Source organism: Chryseobacterium sp. WG23 (assembly GCF_024586575.1).
Classification (GTDB): domain Bacteria; phylum Bacteroidota; class Bacteroidia; order Flavobacteriales; family Weeksellaceae; genus Chryseobacterium.
The window spans coordinates 1-21,752 of record NZ_JALCZE010000017.1 but is presented as its reverse complement, the minus strand read 5'-3'; the positions used below and the strand labels follow the sequence as shown (position 1 = coordinate 21,752).

The following is a 21,752-nucleotide window of genomic DNA, read 5'->3' as shown; positions in this document are numbered from 1 at the left end:
GTCTGCCTCTTGGAAGAGACAGACTTTACACATTGCAATATTTATTTTTACTTATTTTTCAATTGTTCAGGGATATTAGTGGTAACAAACCCTATTCCCTGCTTTTTTAATTCCTCATAAACAGCTGTATCATTTACTGTCCAGGAATTCGTAATAAGCCCCAGCGTCTTAGCTTCGGCAATCCATGTAGGGTTTTTCTGGAAAACACTGTAATGATAATCCATGCCGTCAAGTCCTTCTTTTCTGATCTGCTCCGGTGACAATTCGCCATTCAGATACTGCACTTTAAATGCTGGCTCAAGCTTTTTGATTTCTTTACAAATATTTAAGCTGAAAGAAATAAATTCACTTTGAGATTCCAACTTCATATCTTTGATCATTTTGATCGTCTTTTGAGTGATCTCATTCTCTATTTCAGGAGTTTTAGCAGGCTTGATCTCTACAATTAACTTTACAGACGGATCTTTTTTTCCCTGCTTAAGGTACTCTTTTAAGGTAGGAAACTTTTCTCCGTTGGATAGTTTTACTTTTTCCAATTCCTTAAAAGAAGTCTCAGAGATTTCCATTTTATCATGGTGCTCGTCATGGTTGATCACCAATACTCCATCTTTTGTCATTCTCACATCAAATTCAGATCCATACACTTTAAGCTTTTGAGCATTCTCTAAAGATGTAATAGAGTTCTCCGTTGTAGGAGGCTGTACCTGGAAATACCCTCTGTGTGCGATAATCTGAGTTTGTGCTTTCATCAATACTGTACTTAAAACTGCTAATCCTAAGATAAAATTTTTCATAATATAAATTGATAATTAAAAACCAAGTCCGGAGACTTTTGGATAAAGATAATTATTTTAAAAAGTTTTAAACCACAAAAGACACAGAATTTTTCGCTTGTTTTCGGTCATTTCCCTATTTTTCAGCCTTTTGTGGTTCATATTATTTTCTTGTTAGAAACTGTATTTTGCACCAATCTGAATCTGATACGGATTTCCAGATAAAGGGGCTAAACCGTTACCACTCAAATTTTTTGTATACTCAAACTGCTTGGTTACCGGATCGAATTTTTTGATCCTGTACATTGAGGTATTTCCATAGGATTCATTGACGCCCCATTCTTTATTAAGTAAGTTTGCCACGTTGAAAATATCTACAGAAAGCTCAAATGCCCCTACTTTATCAAATTTTATTTTCTTAGCTACACGTAAATCCCAAACTCCGTAGAATCCATTCTTACCACCGTTACGTTCTGCAATTTTACCATTGTATTCATTCACATAATCCTTCAAGGCCTGTCCTACATTAGGATCATCAATAATAGACTGGGTAACATTCGGGAAAATATAAGCAAGGTCATTGCTATCCACAAAGTCTCCGTTAATATTTCCTCCTGCTGTCATTGAGAAACGTGTTCCCCCGATTCCTGAATATCTGATTCCCAATGTAAATCCTGCAATAGTAGGTGAGTTTCCATAAATAACCACTTTATTGCGGAACTGGTTGTCAGAATATGTCATTCTCAAATCTCTCGGATCACCCTGAACCATTGTGGATAATGTTGCAGAATTGGCCACATTTCCGTTGTATGAGGTATTATCTTTAATATCAGACCAGGTATAACTTGCCGTGATTTCTCCATCTTTCCAATAACGGTAGCTGGTATCCACTACAAAAGAGAACTGGTTCACTTTACCGTCACTTACCAATTCCAATACTCTTCCAAAATTATTATTGATTCTTCCTTTTTTCCAGTCGATTTTTGCACCATCTATTGCTGAAGTAGGAACATAAACTCCTCTTCCTCCTTCATTATCCAATGTAAAGAACGGGTTCGCTACCATATTTCTGTCATAATAGTAGTAATTATTTCTACCTAACGCCATATAAGCGGCCAATCCTGCTCTGAGTCTTTCATTAAAGAAGTGGGTATAGGAGATATTGGCTTTATAAACGATTGGAATTTTAGCATCTTTTCCTGTATAGTTGATGGTTGGAATTTGATACTGAGCCAGGGAAGGAACGCTGCCATAATCTGATCTGTAGCTGTTAAAATCAGGAGTAAGACCAACAGTTGCAGGATCCACATCTACTGTAGCCAAATGTTTTCCATCGAATACCAAATTATTGATAATCATATAATTGTTGATATCTGAAGAGAATATTCCTGCTCCAAACTTCAAGAAATCTTTATTTTGTTCGTTGATATTCCAATCAAATTGGAATCTTGGCTGGATCACAAATGATTTGATTTTATTATCCGTTCTGATCCCCATTTCATCAAATAGCTTTTGATTGAACTCCGCTTTCGGATAACCGCTGTAGTCTAATCTTAAACCGGCCATCAAATCAAGACCTTTTGCAATTTTCGTCTGAAACTGCCCGTAAATACCGATATTCCAGATATTGGATCTTACCGATGGGTCATCCATTAAAGGAACTTCTCTATAGAATCTGTAAGGTTTAAGATTATCAAAATTATCAAGGCTGCTTATTTTTTTATCCGGATCTTCCTTAAAGTGGAATCTTCCGTTTACCTCACTTCCATAAACAGATTTTGAAGTGGTATACATCAAATCTGCACCGAAAGTATATTTTACTTTATCGGTATTGTAATACAAATTATCTACAATCTGGAATACATTATTTCTGAAACTTTCCTGAGCAAAACGGTGACCTCCAATCTGGATATTCGTAGAACCGGCACTTGATGCTACTCCTTCAACAATAGCTCTCGGCACAGGTCTTCCTAACTCATCATTTTGATAACTATTCTGAAAAGTATATAAGTACTGAGCCTTCAGCTCATTAGTCACATTAGGCTTCAGATTTGATCTTAAAGTCAATAGCAAACTGTTGTCAAGGTTTTTATCATTTCCGTAAGATTCAAAGAAATTGATATTGGTATTATCACCAAGCCCGTTTTTATTAAGATCGTAAGTGAAGTTGTTTCTTAACGTCAATAAGTGCTTTTCATTAATCTGCCAGTCTAAACGTAAAAATGCAGCATCTGAATTTCTCACTTTATCAAAGCTTCCGAACTGAGGAGTGTTTCCTACCCCATATTTTGCTCTTGAAATATCCAGAAACTTGTTCAGCGTTTCTGTAGTGGTGTTGAATCTTTTTTCATCTTCCTGAGATCTGATATCTGCAATAATCAATGGTCTGGAATCCAGTTGGTGATCCCAGGCTACAAAGAAATGCAGCTTATTTTTAATGACCGGTCCACCCAATGAAAACCCAAACTGAGAGGTAGAGAAATCATTCTGTCTCTTATTTCCTCTGATATCATATGGGCTGGAAAGCCAATTGGTTCTTAAATATTCCCAGGCACTTCCTGAAAATTTGTTGGTTCCTGATTTGGTAACGGCACTTACTGTTCCACCACCGCTTCGTCCCAATGTTACATCATATTGGTTGGTTGTAATTTTAAATTCACGTACTGCTTCTATAGAAATAGAAAAAGGGGCACCGCTCCGGCTGGTAGTAGAACCTGCAGAGGTTGGGTTTTTAGCGGTCATCCCATCAATGGTGAAATTGGTGGAAGAGCCCAGCTGTCCGGATAAATTTCCTCCCTTTCCACTTAGAGGAGACAGTTCCGTAAGATTGGTGAAGTTTCTCCCATTTACCGGAAGCATACTTATATTCTTTGCAGAAATGGCTGTAGCTGCTCCAAGGTTTCCGATCTTGTTTTTAAGGTTTCCGGTAATCACTACTTCTTCTATGTGCTTCTCTCCACCCATATCCATGTTTACAGTAACCTGATCTCCGAAGTTGACATTATAGCCTTCTTTTTTATCCTCGTTGACAATAACGGTGTAAGGACCACCAAGAGGAATCTCTTTAAAGATATATTCTCCTTTTGAATTGGTTTCCGTTTCCGTTCTGAATCCTGTAGATTCATTAATGATCGTTACTTTCACTTTTTCCTGAACCGTACTTCCCGGTCCTGTTACTTTCCCTACAATAGAAGCCTGTGTAGTCTGTGCATATGCCAGCGTTCCAAACCCTAAAAACAATAATCCCAGTACAATCTTTACTTTTTTCATTACCTCAAATTAGATGTGCAAAGGTATTTTGACTTTAAGAGCCTTCTGTTTAAGAGAGTTTTAACATTTTTTTAATTAAATCGAAACGTTATGTTAATTTATTATAAACAGCCAATTTATCCCCTAGATAACCAGCCTGTTAAAAGACATTACGTAATATTAATTTTCCTGTAATATTTAATTATGTTATTTTCTAAATGGGATTAGTTTAGTTATTTTTGCTCAAAAGATAGAACCGCAATGTCCGAAAACATTCAACAAAAAATAGAACAGCTCCGCAAAGAGCTTCATCAGCATAATGAAAACTATTATCTTCTGGATATGCCTACCATTTCAGATTATGACTTTGATATACTTCTGCAGCAGCTTCAGGAACTGGAAGCAAAGCATCCGGAGTTTTATGATGAAAACTCCCCTTCTGTAAGAGTAGGTGGTGGAGTTACAAAGGTTTTTCCTACTATTCAGCATAAATTCAGAATGTATTCTCTGGATAATTCTTATGATTTTGAGGATCTTGAAGATTGGGAGAAAAGAATTATTAAGACCATTAATGATCCTGTAGAGTTTGTTGCTGAATTAAAATATGACGGTGCCTCTATTTCCATTCTTTATGAAAACGGAAAACTGATGCAGGCAGTAACCCGGGGCGATGGTTTCCAGGGAGACGAAATTACCCCGAATGTCCGCACTATTTCAGATATTCCCCTGACATTGAAAGGTGATTTCCCTTCGCATTTCTTTATGCGTGGAGAAATTTACCTGACAAGAAAGAATTTCGATAAACTCAATAAACTGCGCGAAGAGGAAGGCCTTGATCCGTTTATGAACCCCAGAAATACAGCAAGCGGAAGTTTAAAAATGCAGGACAGCGCAGAAGTAAGAAAGCGTAGTTTATCTTCTGTACTCTATCAGTTCATTGCTGAAGATATTCCGGCTGAAACCCATTGGGAACTGCTTCAAAAAGCCCATGGCTGGGGATTCAAAACATCTCAGCAGGCAAAATTATGTACTACCCTGGATGAGGTAAAAGAGTTTATCAGTTTCTGGGATACGGAGCGCCACAACCTTCCTTTTGAAATTGACGGAATTGTTTTAAAAGTGAATTCTCTGCAGCAGCAAAGACAGCTTGGATATACTGCAAAATCTCCCCGCTGGGCCATGGCTTATAAATTCAAGGCTGAAAAAGTAGAGACAGAGCTTCAAAGCGTTTCTTACCAGGTAGGAAGAACAGGTGCTATTACGCCGGTTGCCAACCTTAAACCTGTTTTACTGGCAGGAACTATTGTCAAAAGAGCTTCTCTCCACAATGAAGATATTATCAAAAAGCTGGACCTTCATGAGCATGACTTCGTTTATGTAGAAAAAGGCGGTGAAATCATTCCGAAGATCGTTGCGGTAAACACTGAAAAAAGGACTGAAGAAAGTAAAGAAATAGAATACATTAAACATTGCCCTGAATGCGGAACTGAGTTGGTAAAAATTGAAGATCAGGCGATCCATTTCTGCCCGAATGAACTTCACTGCCCGCCTCAGGTGGTAGGAAGAATGATCCACTATGTTTCCCGAAAAGCTTTAAATATTGAGAACCTGGGAAGTGAAACCATTGAACAGCTTTACAGGGAAAGGTTAATTGAAAATCCAGCTGATTTCTATGTTCTAACGAAAGAACAGCTTCTCCCATTGGAAAGAATGGCAGAAAAATCAGCACAAAATATCATCACAGGCATTGAAAAATCTAAGGAAATTCCGTTTGAAAAAGTTTTATACGGAATAGGGATCAAGCATGTAGGAGAAACAGTTGCCAAGAAACTGGTGAAGAACTTCCCTACCATAGAAGAACTGAAAGACGCTACTGTAGAAGAGCTTTGCCAGGTAGAGGATATCGGAGCCAAAATTGCAGTAAGCATTGTAGAGTTTTTCAAAAATTCTGAAAATATCCTGATGATAGAACGTTTAAAATCTTACGGTGTACAGCTTGAAAAGGGAGAAAATACCAATGAGGTTTTATCCAATGTTTTGGAAGGAAAAGCTTTTCTTTTTACCGGCAAATTATCTTTATTTACCAGAGAACAGGCCGAAGAAATGGTGGAGAAACATGGTGGAAAAAATATTTCTGCCGTTTCCAAAAACCTAAACTTCCTGGTGGTAGGTGAAAAAGCGGGAAGTAAACTGAAAAAAGCTCAGGATATTGGAACAATTACCATTCTGGATGAGCAGGAGTTCCTTGATTTGATTGAAAAACAATAAGAATAAAAAAAGCTTTCTTTTACCTTAGCATTTGATAAAATAAAAATTACATTTAGAAATTTATTAAGGTGGAAAAAGGGCTACACTAAAATAAAGGCTGCGAAATTACTTTCACAGCCTTTGTATTTTAATTTAGAGTTTCGTTTTATTTGAAAACAAGAACACTGTAAGGGCCATTCTGATTTTCTTTAGGTAAAATAAACCTGATGTGCTGTTTTCCTTTCTGGTAATCAACATAAGGCTCTTTTGTAATAATTTTCCCTTTACCAATCTCTTTATAACCAGCATTTAAAGCAGCTGAAAGATACTTATGATAATCTCTCTGTTCCGGAAATTCACACTCTATTCTGTCCTGGGATTTATCTTTAGTGTAGACAAATTTTCCAATTTTAAATGTATGATCAGGACTTTCATATTCGTTCAGGGTGAAATCTGCACTTTCTGTTTTGTCATTAAAGCTGAAATTAATCTTCTTCATTTCATTTTTAAATTCAGACATACCAAGCTTATTGAATTCTGCAATTTTTTCTAATGTAAATGCCTGAGCTGATACCTGAATACCTAATACGATAAAAAACAGCAATGTTAATAGAGATAGAGTTTTTTTCATTGTATGATAAAAGTTTATAAGTTTAAAAGAATAGTCTTCAAGTTTTTGATAAAGTTATGAATTTTTCTTTAATACGTTTTGGAAAAGTATAATTTGTTCCTGATTGAGGTTCTTTAAATAAATTTTACGCTCTCCATTGATAAGATAACCCGGATAAGATACCAATTCCACAGAATGCTTACTAATATAAAATTCTCTTAAAATGGTTGGTCTTTTTGTATTCCTTTTATCAAAATTAGAAAATATAAGGTTAATAAAACGAGTAGGAATACAATAAAGAGTCTTGGGAAATAAAAATATTGAATTGGAATTGATTAATACATCAAAATTACACCATTCATATTTTTTCCGCAGAAAGCCGTTTTTAGTAACAATTGTACCACTAATATTCTGTAAGACTTTTGAGTTTGGTTGTTTATATTTTGAAATAATTTTCTTTTTTTGTATAGAAAAGAAGATTCCTGAGAGAACAGCAAATACTAAAGAAGCTAGGAAAAAGTAAAAAAATAAGTCTGTAAACATATTAATTAAAAGACTGAATTTATTTATATAGTTTCTGAATAAAGATTATTTCTCCAATCTCCAGTTATCTAATACAAGACTAATAATAGGATCATTCCACGTTTCAAAATTTTGAAGCTGAGGTTTTACAGATATAATTGAGGTTTTAATCCATCGGGTATCTCCAACAATATACACCATAGCATCGTACATTAGACTGATATTAAAAGGATTTTTTACCTGAAGTAGCATTCCTTTATTTTTTCTTTCTTCAGCATTTTGTGAAAAATCTATCTCTATAGTTTTTTCAGGATTTATATTATCTTTAACCACTTTCATGGTTTCAATCTTTCCATTTTTTACTTCTGTTTCTATAAACAAATGTTCACCTGGATAAATCTGTAAAATATCGTCTTTAACAAAATACGGCGATTTTTTGATCTCCTGTTGGTAGAATCTAACAGAATCCACCTTGAGTTTTAATGTAAATGCTTCTCTAAACTCACTTTGTCCAAAGCAAAAATTAACCACAACACATGAAAGTAAAATAATTATTTTTCTTTTAGTCATTCTTCTATATCCTGATTGGCTTCGTCTTCAGCAAGATATGCTTTCTTTTTATACTCCTCTCTTCCTTCAGCGATCCTTTCTTTTTGAGATTCAGTAAGAGTATATTCGTTTTGATCCAATTCAAAATCTAAAAGTTTCTGAATTTCTTCAACAATCCTGGCTTCTTTTAATTGTGTGATCCGATTAATTAACTCAAGTTTTAAATCTGACGTGCTCATCTTGTTTGAATTTCATTCAAATTTAAAAATTTTATTTAGATAATTTTCAATGTAATCAGGGTTTTACACCTTTATTTAACAGGTTATGAAAATTCATCCTGTTATTTAACAATTCTGATAAAATCTTTATTGAGATTCAAACGTAAAGTTAAATACTATATTGTACATTTTAAGAAACAGGCAGCCTGAAATAAAATGTGCTTCCATTATTAGGGGAACTGCTTACTCCAATTTCTCCATCCTGTTTCTCAATAAAATTCTTTGAAATAGCCAAGTCGAGGCCTGTTCCGTTCTGGTGCTCACCAGGAACCTGAAAATACCGGACAAAAATCTGACGGTGGTACTTTTCATCTATACCACTTCCCGTATCTGTAATACTGAACTGAATAAATGAATCTATTTTTTCCACCAAAATCTTTATATTTTCATCCTGAAAAAAGTGTTTCACAGCATTGGTAAGGAAATTATTCTTCACCCAAACCGTCTTATCAAAATCTGCAGCAACAAAACCTGTGTTCTCCAAAAGGAACTCCACACTGATTGGCAGTTAATTTAAAAAATAGAGTACAACTGTTTACTACAAAGACTGCGAAAATGGTTCGCAGTCTTTTATATTTTTTTATCAATCAATCCGTTCTATTTGAAAACAATAACGATATAGAGACAATTATGCCTCATTTTAGCCACAATCAGTCTGATACATTTTTATAATAATCGTAAGATTCTTTAGTAGTAATTCTCTTTTTTAAGTTTCTTTATATTTGGTAGCCAGAATTAATAAATATTTAAATTATGCTACAATTAAATTATATAATATTAAAAACAAATTATATTTTATTCAATGTGCGATCCTAATGGTTTTGTTTTTGATAGATACACTTTATTTTTAGGAATTCCATATTGTTGAAATTGGTAAGGATTTTTATTACCAGATTTCTATTCTGTCCAAACTTTCATATATTTTCTTTTTGGATGTTCTCCTGTAGAAATTTCTTTATCAAAAATAATTACTGATTCGGAAACTATACTGTAAGGGCTCCAAAGATAGTCATCAGTATGATTCGGATTTCCTGTATGCGCAAAGTTTGTCCAAGCCCGCTGCATATTTTTTGATAAATTCTGTATTTCCTGCTCATCCACTCCCTTCCTGACCTCTTTCATCAGAGCCCAATTTAAATTATTAAATACAAAAGAAACTTCAAGAGAGTGGAAACATCCTAAGCCTAAAGATTTCAAATGATCGGATGTCCAGCAAAAATAATACATATATACGTCAGATATATATTCCAACATCACTCTTGCCATCTGGGTTGCTGGAGAAATAATCGTAAGATCCTGACCTATTTCCAATAATCTTTCTGATTCTTCCATATCATTATATGCATCATAGATTTGATCAGCCTTTTCCGGATAGTTTTGTTGAAGATACATACGGATTTTGGATTCAGTGATAGGCATCAATTGTGGCATCGGTAGTACATTATATATTGAATATTCATTTTCATTGAATCCTATAATAACCGGCACACGACTACCACTTCCATTTTTAACAGCCTGTAATGGGTGTACAGGCAATATTTCATCCCCAATAAACGGCTGAAAAGCAATATTACCCGGTAAATTGGCGATTACCTCTTCTATCAATATATCTCCTTTTGTAAGTAAAACATCGAAAGGAAGATTTTTAATACCTGTGATATCTGATTCAGAGATTTCTAAGATTTGCAAAAAACGTCTTGCTACCTTGGTAGCTAATTCAGGATCTTTATAAATACATCCCTCAGATGGGCTTTCAGCAATAGCTTTTTGAAATAATCCTTTTGCAACGGGGCTTCCAATTAAGTTAAAAACACTGGCACCTCCTGCTGATTCTCCAAATATAGTAATATTTTCTGGGTCTCCGCCAAAGGCTGCAATGTTCTCTTTTACCCATGTAAGAGCTGCAATCTGATCACGTATCCCGATATTACTATCAAAATTCTTATCGATATCTCCTAAGTGTAAAAACCCCCATGGGCCAAGACGATAATTAATGGTGACAATCACAACGTTTCCTGATCGGGCTATATTAGCTCCTTGATACATCGGCCCTGATCCGGAACCATTAAGAAATCCGCCTCCATGGATCCAAAACATGACCGGAAGTTTCCCATCTGCTTTGGGAGACCAAATATTCAGATACAGACAATCCTCACTCATTACCTCTTCCCCCATACTCTCCGTTAATGAATCTGTTTTTTGTGGGGAAACAGCACGAAACTTTGTCGCATCATAAACACCATCCCACTCTTGCAGAGGCTGTGGAGCTTTAAAGTTTAACTGACCAACAGGAGGTTGGGAATAGGGTATTCCCAACCATGCAGAGACACCGTTTTTTTCTACAATTCCCTGTACTTTGCCACACCGAGTTTGTACTGTTAAAGATAATTTATCACTCATTTTGTTACTTTTTATAACAAAGAAAAAAAGAATCTCTTTATTTTACAATCTTTATGGAAGCAAAGTTTAATAATGACTTTTTTTGTTTGAATTTTAAATTAATTTCAATATAATTTATATAATATCAATCATATCTTAGTGTATTTTTAAGAAACAGGCAGCCTGAAATAAAATGTGCTTCCATTATTAGGGGAACTGCTTACTCCAATTTCTCCATCCTGTTTCTCAATAAAATTCTTTGAAATAGCCAAGCCGAGACCTGTTCCGTTCTGATGCTCGCCAGGAACCTGAAAATACCGGTCAAAGATCTGACGGTGGTACTTTTCATCTATACCACTTCCCGTATCTGTAATACTGAACTGAATAAATGAATCTATTTTTTCCACCAAAATATTTATATTTTCATCCTGAAAAGAGTGTTTCACAGCATTAGTAAGAAAGTTATTCATCACCCAAACCGTCTTATCAAAATCTGCAGCAACAAAATCTGTGTCTTCCAGAAGATATTCCATATTCACTGAGATATTTTTCTGTTCTGCCAGTTTTTCTACATTTTTCACCGCCGACTGTACAATCTCTTTAGGGGAGCATTTTTCAATTGTCAAACGGATATTTCCAGATTCTACCTGTGAAAGATTAAGCAGTTCACCGGTAATATCCAGCAAGCGCTGCCCATCTTCATTGATACTTTTCAGTAGTTCTTTCTGCTGGTCATTCAGTTCACCGAATTTCTGATTTCCCAGTAACTGTACGCCCATTTTTATGGCAGAAATAGGAGTTTTCAGTTCATGAGAAATGGTAGCTATAAAATTTGTTTTGGCAAAATCCAGTTCTTTAAAAGGGGTAATATTTCTCAGTAAAATAACCTTTCCGATATATTTTTTCTCCTTTTCCCCGGTTTTCACAATATTGATAGGAACAATATCCTGTTCAAAATAGTTCTCTTTATTATCGCGGACGATCTTCATAGGTTCTTTTACCGGATGGTCAATATTTTTCAACAGCTCCCGGATCAGATCATTGTTTACAGCAACTTCATGAGCTGTTTTGCCTATAATATCGTCTTTGTTCAGGTTGGTAATTTTCAACGCTTCGTCATTAATCATATAGATAAAATGGTTTTCATCCAGTCCAATCACGGCATCATGCATATTGTTTACCAGTGTTTCAATCCTCTTCTTATCCATCAGCTGTTTAGAAAGTGTACTGCTTTCATACTCCTGAAGCTTTTCAGCCATGGTGTTGAATGATTCTGCCAGGCTGTTGAATTCTTCACTTCCTTTAAAATGTACCCTTTCATTATAATTTTTATCAGCAATCTGCCTGATACTGAATGTCAGCTGATTAATAGGTTCTGCAATGGTTTGCGGTAAATTAAAAAGTAAAATAAAGGCTATCAGAAAGCATACCGTTCCCAAGCTAACAATCCAGAAAGTAGCATTACCGGCAGTGATGATGGCAATATCGCTTTTCCTTTCAATGCCTTTCATATTTAAAGACATTATCTTCGTAAGATCTTCCCGGATCAGCTTTTCTTTACTGTATGAAGGTTCTTTCAGGTAACTGTTAAAATGTAAATTCAGATTCTGTGTAGCTTCTTTTTCTCCGAATTCCGTGAGATTTTTTTCCTGTAACTGATTGTTTTTCTGAAAATCTGCAATGGCCACCGCACTGTCGCTGCTTATATTATCCAAAGCCAGGAGCATATTCTTAGAAAACTCCAGGCTGTTATAGTTGGCTGTAAGGATTTTCTCCGTATCAGATTTCAGTTTATTAATATACACAGACCCTATCACTGAAAGCAGAACGATCAGAAAAAATAAAAGGCCTACGCCTAAGGTAAGTTTAGTTTTAAGTTTCATTACTTTTTTTAAGATAAAATAATAATATCTATTTGCCTTTCATTCAATCTGTTCATAAGGGTATAGATCCAGCTATACCCCAACAGGCGCTGCCAAAATCTGGCGTGAGGCTTTCCGATACAGACTGTTGTTATATTATGGGCAATTACATACTCCAGAATTCCATTATGAACACTTCCGTCTTTGATCCGGACCACTTTTGCTCCCAATTCCTGTGCTAAATTAAAATTATTAATCAAATACCGCTGTTTATCCAGTGCTATTTTTTCAGGATTTTCTGAGGGCTTCTGAATATATAAGACCGTCCACGGACTATTATAGTAGCTCGCCAGTCTGGCTGTTTTCCTAATGATTGTTTTGGCAATTCTTTCATTGCTGCTGATACAGGCCAGAAATTTTATCGGTTTAAAATTTTCAGTCTTGATTTCAGTTTCTACTTTTCTTTCCACGTGAGTGGCCACTTCCTTTAAAGCCAGTTCACGAAGCTGTAAGATATGTCCGCTCTGAAAGAAATTATTCAAGGCGGTCTGAATTTTTTCCTTTTTATAGATCTTTCCTTCTTTCAGCCGGGTCAGTAATTCATCAGCGGTAAGGTCTATGTTTACCACTTCATCTGCAATAGCAAGAATTTTATCCGGTACACGCTCTGTAACTTCAACTCCTGTGATTACTTTTACTTCTTCATTCAGACTTTCAATATGCTGAATATTCATGGCACTGATCACGTTGATCCCATTATCCAGAATCTCGAGGACGTCCTGCCATCTCTTTTTATTTTTAGATCCTTCTACATTGGTATGGGCTAATTCGTCCACCAAAACAACTTCAGGATGTTCATTGATAATAGCCTGAACATCCATTTCTTCCAGGTTTTTACCTTTATAAAAAACTGATTTTCTTGCAATTTCCGGGAGACCTTCCACCAAAGCCACTGTTTCTTCCCGGCCATGCGTTTCTATATAGCCGATCTTTACATCAATGCCGTTCCGTAAAAGGGACTGAGCTTCCTGAAGCATCCGGAAAGTTTTTCCTACGCCTGCACTCATCCCTATATAGATCTTGAATTTTCCTTTTCTGGATTTCTGGATCAGTTCTAAAAAATGTTTTGCTGATGACATTGATTCCTGCTTTTACAGTATTAAGTTATTATAATTTTTATTGAACTACAAAAGGGACAAAAGCTTTCCTGTATTTTAACACAACTTTGTCATTCTGAAGAAATCCAGCCTCTTAACTTCAAAGGATAAAAGGTCATATTATGATTGATTACTTTTATTTACCTTGTCTGGATTCCTACGGAATGACAAATTGAATGGATAAAATTTCCAAAAACTTTGTCCTTTTTGTAGTTATTTCATTTTTACCATCAAACTTCTAAAACCATGCTGCCAAACTCGTCGTTATGAAGAAATTTCCCTGTTTCATTTCATCATTTTTCACAAAAACGGCATCTTTAGAGGTAAATCCTCTGGCCTCGGTACGGAAAATCACGTTTTTTAAGATCGCATAATCTACATTCAGGGAATATCCAAAAGTCTGAAATCCATTAGGAGTTCCCGAATCAATAATCACTCCTTTTTTATCATTATAATATTCAAATCTTCCGGCTAGGGCCCATTTTTGATCTAATTGATATTTCATCTGTACATTCGGGCTGTACCAGATATTATATTGCTCACTTCCTTTGGATTTCTGCTCTGCCCCGATATCAAACCCCAGTAATGCTGAAAATTGATCCGTCAGCTGAAAGCTTCCAAACAAATCGTGGAAATACCGCATTCTTTTTTCTTCTTTTGCCTTATCATTTCCAATGAATGAACTGCTGTTCAGTGTAATCTTATCATTAGGTTTGTAAGTTACCTGATGTCCAAAAGAAATGCTCTGATTTCCCTCTGCTTTTGCAATGCGCTGCCATCCATTCAGTACCAATCCGCTTAAAAACCATTTTCCATTATCTGAAGTATAGGAAAGCCTGGCTCCGGTCTCAAAATAAGGAGAGTTCTCTGCTGCAAGGCTTCTCGTCAAATTGATATTATCCTTTCCTATGGCACTTTCCCAACCGATATGAGAAGGCATAATCCCCGCATCAATCCATAGATTTTTATTCTTTGATATTTTGATCCCGATATTCGCTTCATTTACATAGCGTAAGGCTTCCTGTTCGGCAGCCATATTATCCTGAGCATAGGTTCCTGCCATTAAAGCTACATTGGCACGAAGATTCTCACTTTGATAATTGGCTTTTACGAGACCCAGATTCAGGTTTACTTCATTATGCCTGTTGTATGAATATAAAAAGTTTTGGCGGAGATGATTACCCGGTTCATTAGCATCGTAGGTGTAGAAAAGCTCTGCATAGGCAGAAAAGGTAACTTTATTTCCTATTTTTAATGAATCCGAAGATTGTGCTTTGGGAAAGAAAACACCCAACAGCATTCCTATAACAATATATTTTTTCACGTTATTTTCTAATTTATTTTAATTGATCTAAAGCAATATTCAGCTTTAACACATTTACTTTTGAGGGTCCGAAAAGCCCTAAAAATGGACCTTCAGTCTGGTTTTTAATTAAATCTTTCACCTTCTCTTCTGAAAGATTTCTTAGTTTAGCTATTCTTTTTGCCTGGTATAAAGCACCTTCCGGCGAGATGTCAGGATCTAATCCGCTTCCGCTGGCTGTAGCCAACTCTACAGGAACTTTAGCATTTTTCATTTCCGGATTATCTAGTTTTAAAGTATCAATTCTCTTCTGTACCGTTTCCAGATATTCTTCATTGCTGGGACCTTTATTGCTTCCTCCACTTCCTGCGGCATTATAGTTGACACTGGATGGGCGCCCTTGAAAATATTGATCAGATTTAAATTTCTGTCCTATATTTGCATAGAATTTCTGTCCTTTATAGGTAATAATCTCCGCATTTCCCTGTGCAGGTAATATTTTTGAACCTCCGAAGACAATTACCAAATAGATTCCTACCACAGCCAGCATTACAAGAGTCAGCCTGAATGCTGAAATAATATGATTTTTCATTTTTAAAATTTTAATAAAATAAACTGATCAGTACATCAATGATTTTGATTCCAATAAACGGAACAATGACACCGCCTAACCCATAGATCAAAAGATTTCTTCTTAATAAGGCACTTGCTCCAATAGGTTTGTAAGCTACTCCTTTTAATGCTAACGGAATAAGGAAAGGAATGATCACAGCATTGAAAATGACAGCTGATAAAATAGCTGTTTCCGGGCTATGAAGATTCATGATATTCAATTTTTGCAGTGAAGGGATAAACGTGATAAATAAGGCCGGAATAATGGCAAAGTATTTCGCAACGTCGTTAGCAATACTGAAGGTTGTCAGTGTTCCACGGGTCATCAAAAGCTGTTTTCCAATCTCTACAATTTCAATCAGTTTTGTGGGGTCGTTATCGAGGTCTACCATATTACCGGCTTCTTTTGCGGCCTGGGTCCCACTGTTCATGGCCACCCCTACATCTGCCTGGGCTAATGCCGGAGCGTCATTTGTTCCGTCCCCCATCATGGCTACCAGTTTGCCTTCCTGCTGTTCTTTTTTGATATAGTTCATTTTATCTTCAGGCTTGGCTTCGGCAATAAAATCATCTACACCGGCTTTTTCTGCGATAAATTTTGCGGTTAAAGGATTGTCTCCGGTTACCATTACCGTTTTTACCCCCATTTTTCGCAACCGTTGGAAACGCTCCTGAATTCCGGTTTTAATGATATCCTGAAGTTCAATCACGCCCCATACTTTTTCATTGATTGCTACTACTAAGGGAGTTCCTCCGTTTTCAGCAATTTTGGTCACAGCATCCTGTGTTTCCTGCGGGAAGATATTCCCGGCTTTTTCAGTCAGTTTTTTTATAGTGTCATAAGCTCCTTTTCTGATCCTTGTATCTTCAAAATCTATCCCTGAAGTTCTTGTTTCAGCCGTAAAATCAATATAAACAGGATTAGGAACCAGTAAATCTTCTGATTTTAAATCACTTAATTCAATAATAGACTTTCCTTCCGGTGTTTCATCTGCTACAGAACTCAGTGCAGAAGCTTTAATAAAGTCTTCCAGCTTAATTCCGTTTGACGGATGGAAATAGGTTGCTTTACGGTTTCCAATAGTGATGGTTCCTGTTTTATCAAGCAACAGAACATCAATATCACCTGCTGTTTCCACCGCCTTACCACTCTTAGTGATGACATTGGCCCTCAAAGCTCTGTCCATCCCGGCAATTCCAATGGCAGAAAGCAGTCCTCCGATGGTTGTCGGAATAAGGCAAACAAAAAGAGAAATAAATGCTGCTATTGTTATCGGCGTCTGTGCATAGTCTGCAAAAGGCTTTAACGTGAGGGTAACAATAATAAATGTAAGGGTAAACCCGGCTAAAAGTATGGTTAATGCGATTTCGTTAGGTGTTTTTTGTCTTGAAGCCCCTTCTACAAGAGCGATCATCTTATCCAAAAATGATTCTCCCGGTTTTGTGGTTACTTTTACCTTTATCCTGTCTGAGAGTACTTTTGTTCCACCTGTTACAGAACTTTTATCTCCGCCGGCTTCACGGATTACCGGAGCACTTTCACCGGTAATTGCAGATTCATCAATGGTTGCCAATCCTTCGATGATCTCTCCGTCCATTGGAATCTGATCTCCTGTTTCACAAAGGAAAATATCACCTAATTTCATTTCAGCAGACATTTTCAATGTGGTATCCACCTGAAATCCGGGTTTATTATCAACCACTAATTTAGCAGGTGTTTCTTCACGGGTTTTTCTAAGTGTATCAGCTTGTGCTTTTCCCCTGGCTTCTGCAATTGCTTCTGCAAAATTGGCGAACAGAACTGTAAAAAATAATATTATAAAAACTAAAAAGTTATAAGAGAAGCTTCCCTGTGATGTATCGCCAGTCAGGCTAAACATGCTTACGATAAACATGACAACGGTTCCGATTTCCACCAGAAACATGACCGGATTTTTAAACATAATTTTCGGATTCAGCTTTACGAAAGACTGCTTAATCGCCTCGTTAACCAAATCTCTTTGAAACAATGTTTGTGATTGATTTTTCATTTTTTTGAAAGAATTTTATATCATTATAAATCAATACTAACCATCAAGGGCAGCTAAAACTGTAAGGAAGAAAATGGATAATATTATGTGATGAACGTTTCAGTAAGTTTTTAGACTAACTCCCTCAGACGCTTCAGCTTCCTTAATGGCAGAATATTGATTTTAATTTTTAATGTTCATATTTTATTTAGAGAAATACTGAATCTGCTCTGCAATGGGTCCTAATGTCAATGCAGGGAAGAAAGACAATGCTGCAATAAGCAGGATAACTGCCAGCGTCATAAATCCGAAAGTAGCGGTGTCCGTTTTCAGTGTTCCTGAACTTTCAGGGATGAATTTTTTCTGAGCCAACAATCCGGCTATGGCTACCGGTCCTATGATTGGGATAAACCTTGATAACAGCAGTACGATTCCTGTTGCAATATTCCACCATGGAGTATTGTCTCCCAATCCTTCAAATCCGGATCCGTTATTAGCAGAAGATGAAGTAAATTCGTAAAGCATTTCACTGAATCCGTGAAAACCCGGGTTATTCAATGTTTTTGCTCCAAATTCCGGCAGATAAGCCGTTAAAGCCGTTCCCACAAGAATTAAGAATGGGTGAAATAAAGCCACGATCATTGCAATCTTCATTTCTTTGGCTTCAATCTTCTTCCCCATAAATTCCGGCGTTCGTCCTACCATAAGACCACTGATAAATACGGCAAGGATGATAAAGATGAAATAATTCAGAATACCTACTCCACAGCCTCCATAGAAACAGTTGATCATCATGGCAAGCAATTCGTTCATTCCCGAAAGAGGCATGGTGCTGTCATGCATAGAGTTTACAGAACCTGTTGAAATAACAGTGGTAGCAATACTCCAATATCCTGATGCAGCACTCCCAAGGCGGATTTCCTTGCCTTCCATAGCTCCCAGGCTACTATCTGCTCCCATCTCTGTAATCAGGGGATTTCCACCTGTTTCATTGATAACATTCGGAATGGTTAGCGCGAGAAATCCAACAGTCATTACTATAAAGATGACCCATGAAAGTTTTCTTTTTTTCAAGTAAAAGCCTAATGCAAAAACCAATGCAAACGGAATGATCATTTGAGTAACCATTTCTGTCATATTCGTTACATAATTAGGATTTTCAAGAGGATGGGCTGAATTGGCTCCAAAAAAGCCACCTCCATTGGTTCCCAAATGCTTTATAGCAACAAAAGCTGCCACAGGACCTCTTGAGACATCAATTTTCTGCCCTTCTAAAGTTGTGATATGGTCTTTCCCTTCAAAAGTCATAGGACTTCCGTTAATGGAAAGTATTAAAGCAACAATTACGCTTATGGGAACCAGAATCCGAATCATCGATTTGGTAAAATAATCATAAAAGTTTCCCAGTTCGGTAGCTGTTTTGTCTTTAAAGGCTTTAAAAAGGACTGCCATTGCTGCCATTCCCGTTGCTGCTGTTACAAACTGTAAAAACATCAGGTAGAGCTGGCTTAGATAGCTTACTCCCGTTTCTCCCGAATAATGCTGTAGGTTACAGTTAACTAAGAACGAGATAGCTGTATTAAAAGCCAGATCTGCCGTCATATTGGGGTTTCCATCCGGATTTAAAGGAAGCCAGGACTGATTCAGAAGGATTAAAAATCCAATGATGAACCAAACCAGATTAATCGTCAGCATGGCATACATATTCTGTTTCCAGCTCATCTGACGAGTCGGGTTAATTCCCGATATTTTATAAATTAACTTTTCGATCGGCTGAAAAACAGGATCTAAAAAAGTTTTCTTATATCCATAGACATTAGCAATATATTTACCCAAAAATATTCCGATAACTAATGTAATAGCAAACATTGCTATGATGCCTAAAATTTCTGTATTCATGACCATTTAAAATTTTTCAGGTTTCATTAAAACATAACAGATGTACACAAAGGCAAGTATTGAAAGGAAAAATAAACTCCACATAATTTTATATTCTATCAAAAAATTCAACTGATTTATATAAAAGCCAAAACAGGACTGCACAAAGCAGAACCAAACTTATCAACATCATATCTTTATTATTAAGGTTAAAATAGTCAGTAATACGTACGATACAATCAGCAGGCTAAAAGTAGAGTACTCCCGTTTTTTAAACGTTTTTCTTGAAATTGTCATTTTTTAAATATTTTATTCATAGTCTATATGCCAAAAAGAATTCCATCCTAAAAAAAGAACATATAATACATTGTATAACAATACGATACACTAATTTAACAAACGGTATAAAAACAGGAAAGCCTATCAAAATGATAGGCTCTTTATTAAAATGATAAAAATAATTTATTTCAATCCGTATTCTTCCAGTTTACGGTATAGGGTAGCAATACCAATCTCCAGTAACCTGGCAGCTTCAGCTTTATTTCCTTTTGTATACTGCAAAACTTTCTGTATATGTATTTTTTCCAGGGATCTTATGCTCAGGGAGTCACTTTCAGCCACCGCTTTCTTTGAATAGCGAGGAAGGCTTTCGGCATCAAGAATATTATTATCCATAAGAATAAGGCTTCGTTCTACGGCATTTCTCAATTCGCGGATATTCCCTTTCCAGTCATTTTTTTCCAACGCTTTATAATAATCCGGATTCACCTGAATAGTTGATAAATGCAGCTTATCTGAAAATAAATTAATAAAATATTTAGCCAGCATTTTTAAGTCCTCTTTCCTCTCTCTTAATGCGGGAAGAGTAATTTCAAAAACGTTCAGTCTAAAATAGAGGTCTTCTCTAAAGTTACCTTGCTTTATTTCTTCTTCGAGGTTTCTGTTCGTTGCTGCTACAAGCCTAAAATCAGATCTTGAGAGCTTCGTTTCTCCCATTTTTATGAATTCTTTGGTTTCCAGTACCCTAAGCAGTTTTGCCTGAAGCTCAATGGGCATTTCACCAATTTCATCCAGAAACAAAGTTCCGCCATTGGCTTCTTCAATCAAGCCTTTTTTATCTCTTAAAGCACCTGTAAAAGCTCCCTGTTTATGTCCAAAAAGCTCACTTTCCAGGATATCCTTACTGAATGCAGAGCAATTGATCGCTACAAAATTATTTTTTTTTCTGTCGCTTCCTTCATGAATGGCATTGGCAAAAACCTCTTTCCCGGTTCCGGTTTCCCCTGTCAAAAGTACGGCAGCATCTGTTAAAGCAACTTTTTCAGCCAGTTTTTTAGCCTGTAAAATGATAGGAGAATGTCCAATAATTTGCTCAAAACCTTTTATGGCAGTAATTTGCTGAACAACTTTTGATCTGTTGTCTTTTACTTTATCCAGTGCTTTATATACTAATGGAATAATCTTCTCATTATCATCCCCTTTTACCAGGTAATCATAGGCTCCATTCTTCATGGCCTGTACAGCATCTGTAATATTTCCAAATGCAGTCATTAAAATGATCTCTAGGTGGGGATATTTTGTCTTTATGGACTTAATCAGCTCAACCCCAAAGGCATCAGGAAGACGGACATCGCTTAAAACGACATCAAAATCATACTGCTCCAACATTGTCATCGCTGACCGTGCCGTAGAAGCTTCTTTTACATTAAAATTTTCTTGGGAAAGGATCATACCTAATAACTTAAGGAGTTTGATCTCATCGTCGATAATCAGAATATTTCCTGACATTATAATTGTATTTGGAAAACAGATACAAACTTATTGAATTTATTCGAGTAAAATCTACTTCTAGCGGGAAATTTCTTTCTATATATGATTATTAGGGGAATCTTAGTACATCTATGAACAGTGATGAGTGGCCAGTTTTGAGTTATGAGTTATGAGTTAATAGTTGAGAGTTATAAGTTGAAGGTTGACAGCGCTATCAACTATTCAGTGTCCGGCATTACTTTATCATACTCCACTCTCCTTTGTCATCCCGTAGGGATCTCAGTATTGAACTTCAATATAAGTTCTAATGAGTTAAGGGTTAGGAGTTAGGAGTTGAGGGTTGACAGCACTATCAACTATCAACTATCAACTATCAACTATCAACTATCAACTGAGATTGGGTATAGTTTAGAGTTGGAGTATAGTCGTTATAGTATATAAACAAAAAAAATCCTCTATCTTACGATAAAGGATTTTTAAAAATAAAATAAAAACTGGCGGCGGCCTACTCTCCCGCGTTAGCAGTACCATCGGCGCTGGTGGGCTTAACTTCT

16 protein-coding genes are annotated in these 21,752 nt (G+C 36.3%); 1 reads left to right on the top strand and 15 read right to left on the bottom strand.

Going from position 1 to position 21,752, the window contains the following annotated elements; genetic code table 11:
- Positions 1–47: 47 nt before the first annotated feature.
- Entirely contained in the window at positions 48–794 is a 747-nt protein-coding gene (locus MP477_RS21480; protein WP_257192057.1) for a glycerophosphodiester phosphodiesterase family protein, read from the bottom strand.
- A gap of 153 nt (positions 795–947) precedes the next feature.
- Entirely contained in the window at positions 948–4,043 is a 3,096-nt protein-coding gene (locus MP477_RS21475; RefSeq protein WP_257192056.1) for a TonB-dependent receptor, read from the bottom strand.
- Positions 4,044–4,283: 240 nt separating this feature from the next.
- Between MP477_RS21475 and ligA the strand changes: the two genes are divergently transcribed.
- Positions 4,284–6,290 (top strand): NAD-dependent DNA ligase LigA, encoded by a 2,007-nt coding sequence (gene ligA / locus MP477_RS21470; protein ID WP_257192054.1) that lies wholly within the window; start codon positions 4,284–4,286, stop codon positions 6,288–6,290.
- Between the two features lie 145 nt (positions 6,291–6,435).
- Here the strand turns inward: ligA and MP477_RS21465 are convergent, their stop codons facing one another.
- The 13 genes from MP477_RS21465 to MP477_RS21405 all read right to left on the bottom strand — a co-directional run bounded on the left by MP477_RS21465 (position 6,436) and on the right by MP477_RS21405 (position 21,216).
- Complete coding sequence (locus MP477_RS21465) at positions 6,436–6,900, bottom strand: hypothetical protein (RefSeq protein WP_257192053.1); 465 nt, start codon at positions 6,898–6,900, stop codon at positions 6,436–6,438.
- 54 nt (positions 6,901–6,954) lie between these two features.
- Positions 6,955–7,422 (bottom strand): hypothetical protein, encoded by a 468-nt coding sequence (locus MP477_RS21460; RefSeq protein WP_257192051.1) that lies wholly within the window; start codon positions 7,420–7,422, stop codon positions 6,955–6,957.
- A gap of 45 nt (positions 7,423–7,467) precedes the next feature.
- Positions 7,468–7,971, bottom strand: a complete 504-nt coding sequence (locus MP477_RS21455) for a hypothetical protein (protein ID WP_257192048.1) — start codon at positions 7,969–7,971, stop codon at positions 7,468–7,470.
- Positions 7,968–8,189 carry a hypothetical protein gene (locus tag MP477_RS21450; protein ID WP_257192047.1) on the bottom strand — a complete coding sequence of 74 codons (222 nt, stop codon included), beginning with the start codon at positions 8,187–8,189 and terminating at the stop codon, positions 7,968–7,970. The genes MP477_RS21455 and MP477_RS21450 overlap by 4 nt, the downstream gene beginning before the upstream one ends.
- Positions 8,190–8,358: 169 nt before the next feature.
- Positions 8,359–8,724, bottom strand: a complete 366-nt coding sequence (locus MP477_RS21445; RefSeq protein WP_257192045.1) for an ATP-binding protein — start codon at positions 8,722–8,724, stop codon at positions 8,359–8,361.
- Between the two features lie 401 nt (positions 8,725–9,125).
- Positions 9,126–10,628, bottom strand: a complete 1,503-nt coding sequence (locus tag MP477_RS21440; protein ID WP_257192044.1) for a carboxylesterase/lipase family protein — start codon at positions 10,626–10,628, stop codon at positions 9,126–9,128.
- 146 nt (positions 10,629–10,774) lie between these two features.
- Entirely contained in the window at positions 10,775–12,490 is a 1,716-nt protein-coding gene (locus tag MP477_RS21435; RefSeq protein WP_257192043.1) for an ATP-binding protein, read from the bottom strand.
- A gap of 8 nt (positions 12,491–12,498) precedes the next feature.
- On the bottom strand, positions 12,499–13,608 hold the full coding sequence (locus tag MP477_RS21430) for a sensor protein KdpD (protein ID WP_257192041.1): 1,110 nt from the start codon (positions 13,606–13,608) through the stop codon (positions 12,499–12,501).
- Between the two features lie 256 nt (positions 13,609–13,864).
- Complete coding sequence (locus MP477_RS21425; protein ID WP_257192039.1) at positions 13,865–14,950, bottom strand: porin; 1,086 nt, start codon at positions 14,948–14,950, stop codon at positions 13,865–13,867.
- A 13-nt stretch (positions 14,951–14,963) separates the two neighbouring features.
- Positions 14,964–15,521 carry a potassium-transporting ATPase subunit KdpC gene (kdpC, locus tag MP477_RS21420; protein ID WP_257192037.1) on the bottom strand — a complete coding sequence of 186 codons (558 nt, stop codon included), beginning with the start codon at positions 15,519–15,521 and terminating at the stop codon, positions 14,964–14,966.
- Between the two features lie 10 nt (positions 15,522–15,531).
- Positions 15,532–17,571, bottom strand: coding sequence for a potassium-transporting ATPase subunit KdpB (kdpB, locus tag MP477_RS21415; protein ID WP_257192036.1), 2,040 nt, complete (start codon positions 17,569–17,571; stop codon positions 15,532–15,534).
- Positions 17,572–17,754: 183 nt separating this feature from the next.
- Entirely contained in the window at positions 17,755–19,449 is a 1,695-nt protein-coding gene (gene kdpA / locus MP477_RS21410) for a potassium-transporting ATPase subunit KdpA (RefSeq protein WP_257192034.1), read from the bottom strand.
- A 441-nt stretch (positions 19,450–19,890) separates the two neighbouring features.
- Positions 19,891–21,216: a sigma-54 dependent transcriptional regulator gene (locus MP477_RS21405; RefSeq protein ID WP_257192029.1), complete on the bottom strand. Its 1,326-nt coding sequence runs from the start codon at positions 21,214–21,216 to the stop codon at positions 19,891–19,893.
- Positions 21,217–21,752: the final 536 nt, after the last annotated feature.

Excerpts from the sequence above, each read along its gene's own strand:
- MP477_RS21475 (WP_257192056.1), bottom strand. The coding sequence starts at position 4,043 with ATGAAAAAAGTAAAGATTGTACTGGGATTATTGTTTTTAGGGTTTGGA.
- MP477_RS21440 (WP_257192044.1), bottom strand. The coding sequence starts at position 10,628 with ATGAGTGATAAATTATCTTTAACAGTACAAACTCGGTGTGGCAAAGTA.
- MP477_RS21405 (WP_257192029.1), bottom strand. The coding sequence starts at position 21,216 with ATGTCAGGAAATATTCTGATTATCGACGATGAGATCAAACTCCTTAAG.
- MP477_RS21435 (WP_257192043.1), bottom strand. The coding sequence starts at position 12,490 with ATGAAACTTAAAACTAAACTTACCTTAGGCGTAGGCCTTTTATTTTTT.
- kdpA (WP_257192034.1), bottom strand. The coding sequence starts at position 19,449 with ATGAATACAGAAATTTTAGGCATCATAGCAATGTTTGCTATTACATTA.
- MP477_RS21455 (WP_257192048.1), bottom strand. The coding sequence starts at position 7,971 with ATGACTAAAAGAAAAATAATTATTTTACTTTCATGTGTTGTGGTTAAT.
- kdpC (WP_257192037.1), bottom strand. The coding sequence starts at position 15,521 with ATGAAAAATCATATTATTTCAGCATTCAGGCTGACTCTTGTAATGCTG.
- MP477_RS21450 (WP_257192047.1), bottom strand. The coding sequence starts at position 8,189 with ATGAGCACGTCAGATTTAAAACTTGAGTTAATTAATCGGATCACACAA.
- MP477_RS21430 (WP_257192041.1), bottom strand. The coding sequence starts at position 13,608 with ATGTCATCAGCAAAACATTTTTTAGAACTGATCCAGAAATCCAGAAAA.
- kdpB (WP_257192036.1), bottom strand. The coding sequence starts at position 17,571 with ATGAAAAATCAATCACAAACATTGTTTCAAAGAGATTTGGTTAACGAG.
- ligA (WP_257192054.1), top strand. The coding sequence starts at position 4,284 with ATGTCCGAAAACATTCAACAAAAAATAGAACAGCTCCGCAAAGAGCTT.
- MP477_RS21465 (WP_257192053.1), bottom strand. The coding sequence starts at position 6,900 with ATGAAAAAAACTCTATCTCTATTAACATTGCTGTTTTTTATCGTATTA.
- MP477_RS21460 (WP_257192051.1), bottom strand. The coding sequence starts at position 7,422 with ATGTTTACAGACTTATTTTTTTACTTTTTCCTAGCTTCTTTAGTATTT.
- MP477_RS21480 (WP_257192057.1), bottom strand. The coding sequence starts at position 794 with ATGAAAAATTTTATCTTAGGATTAGCAGTTTTAAGTACAGTATTGATG.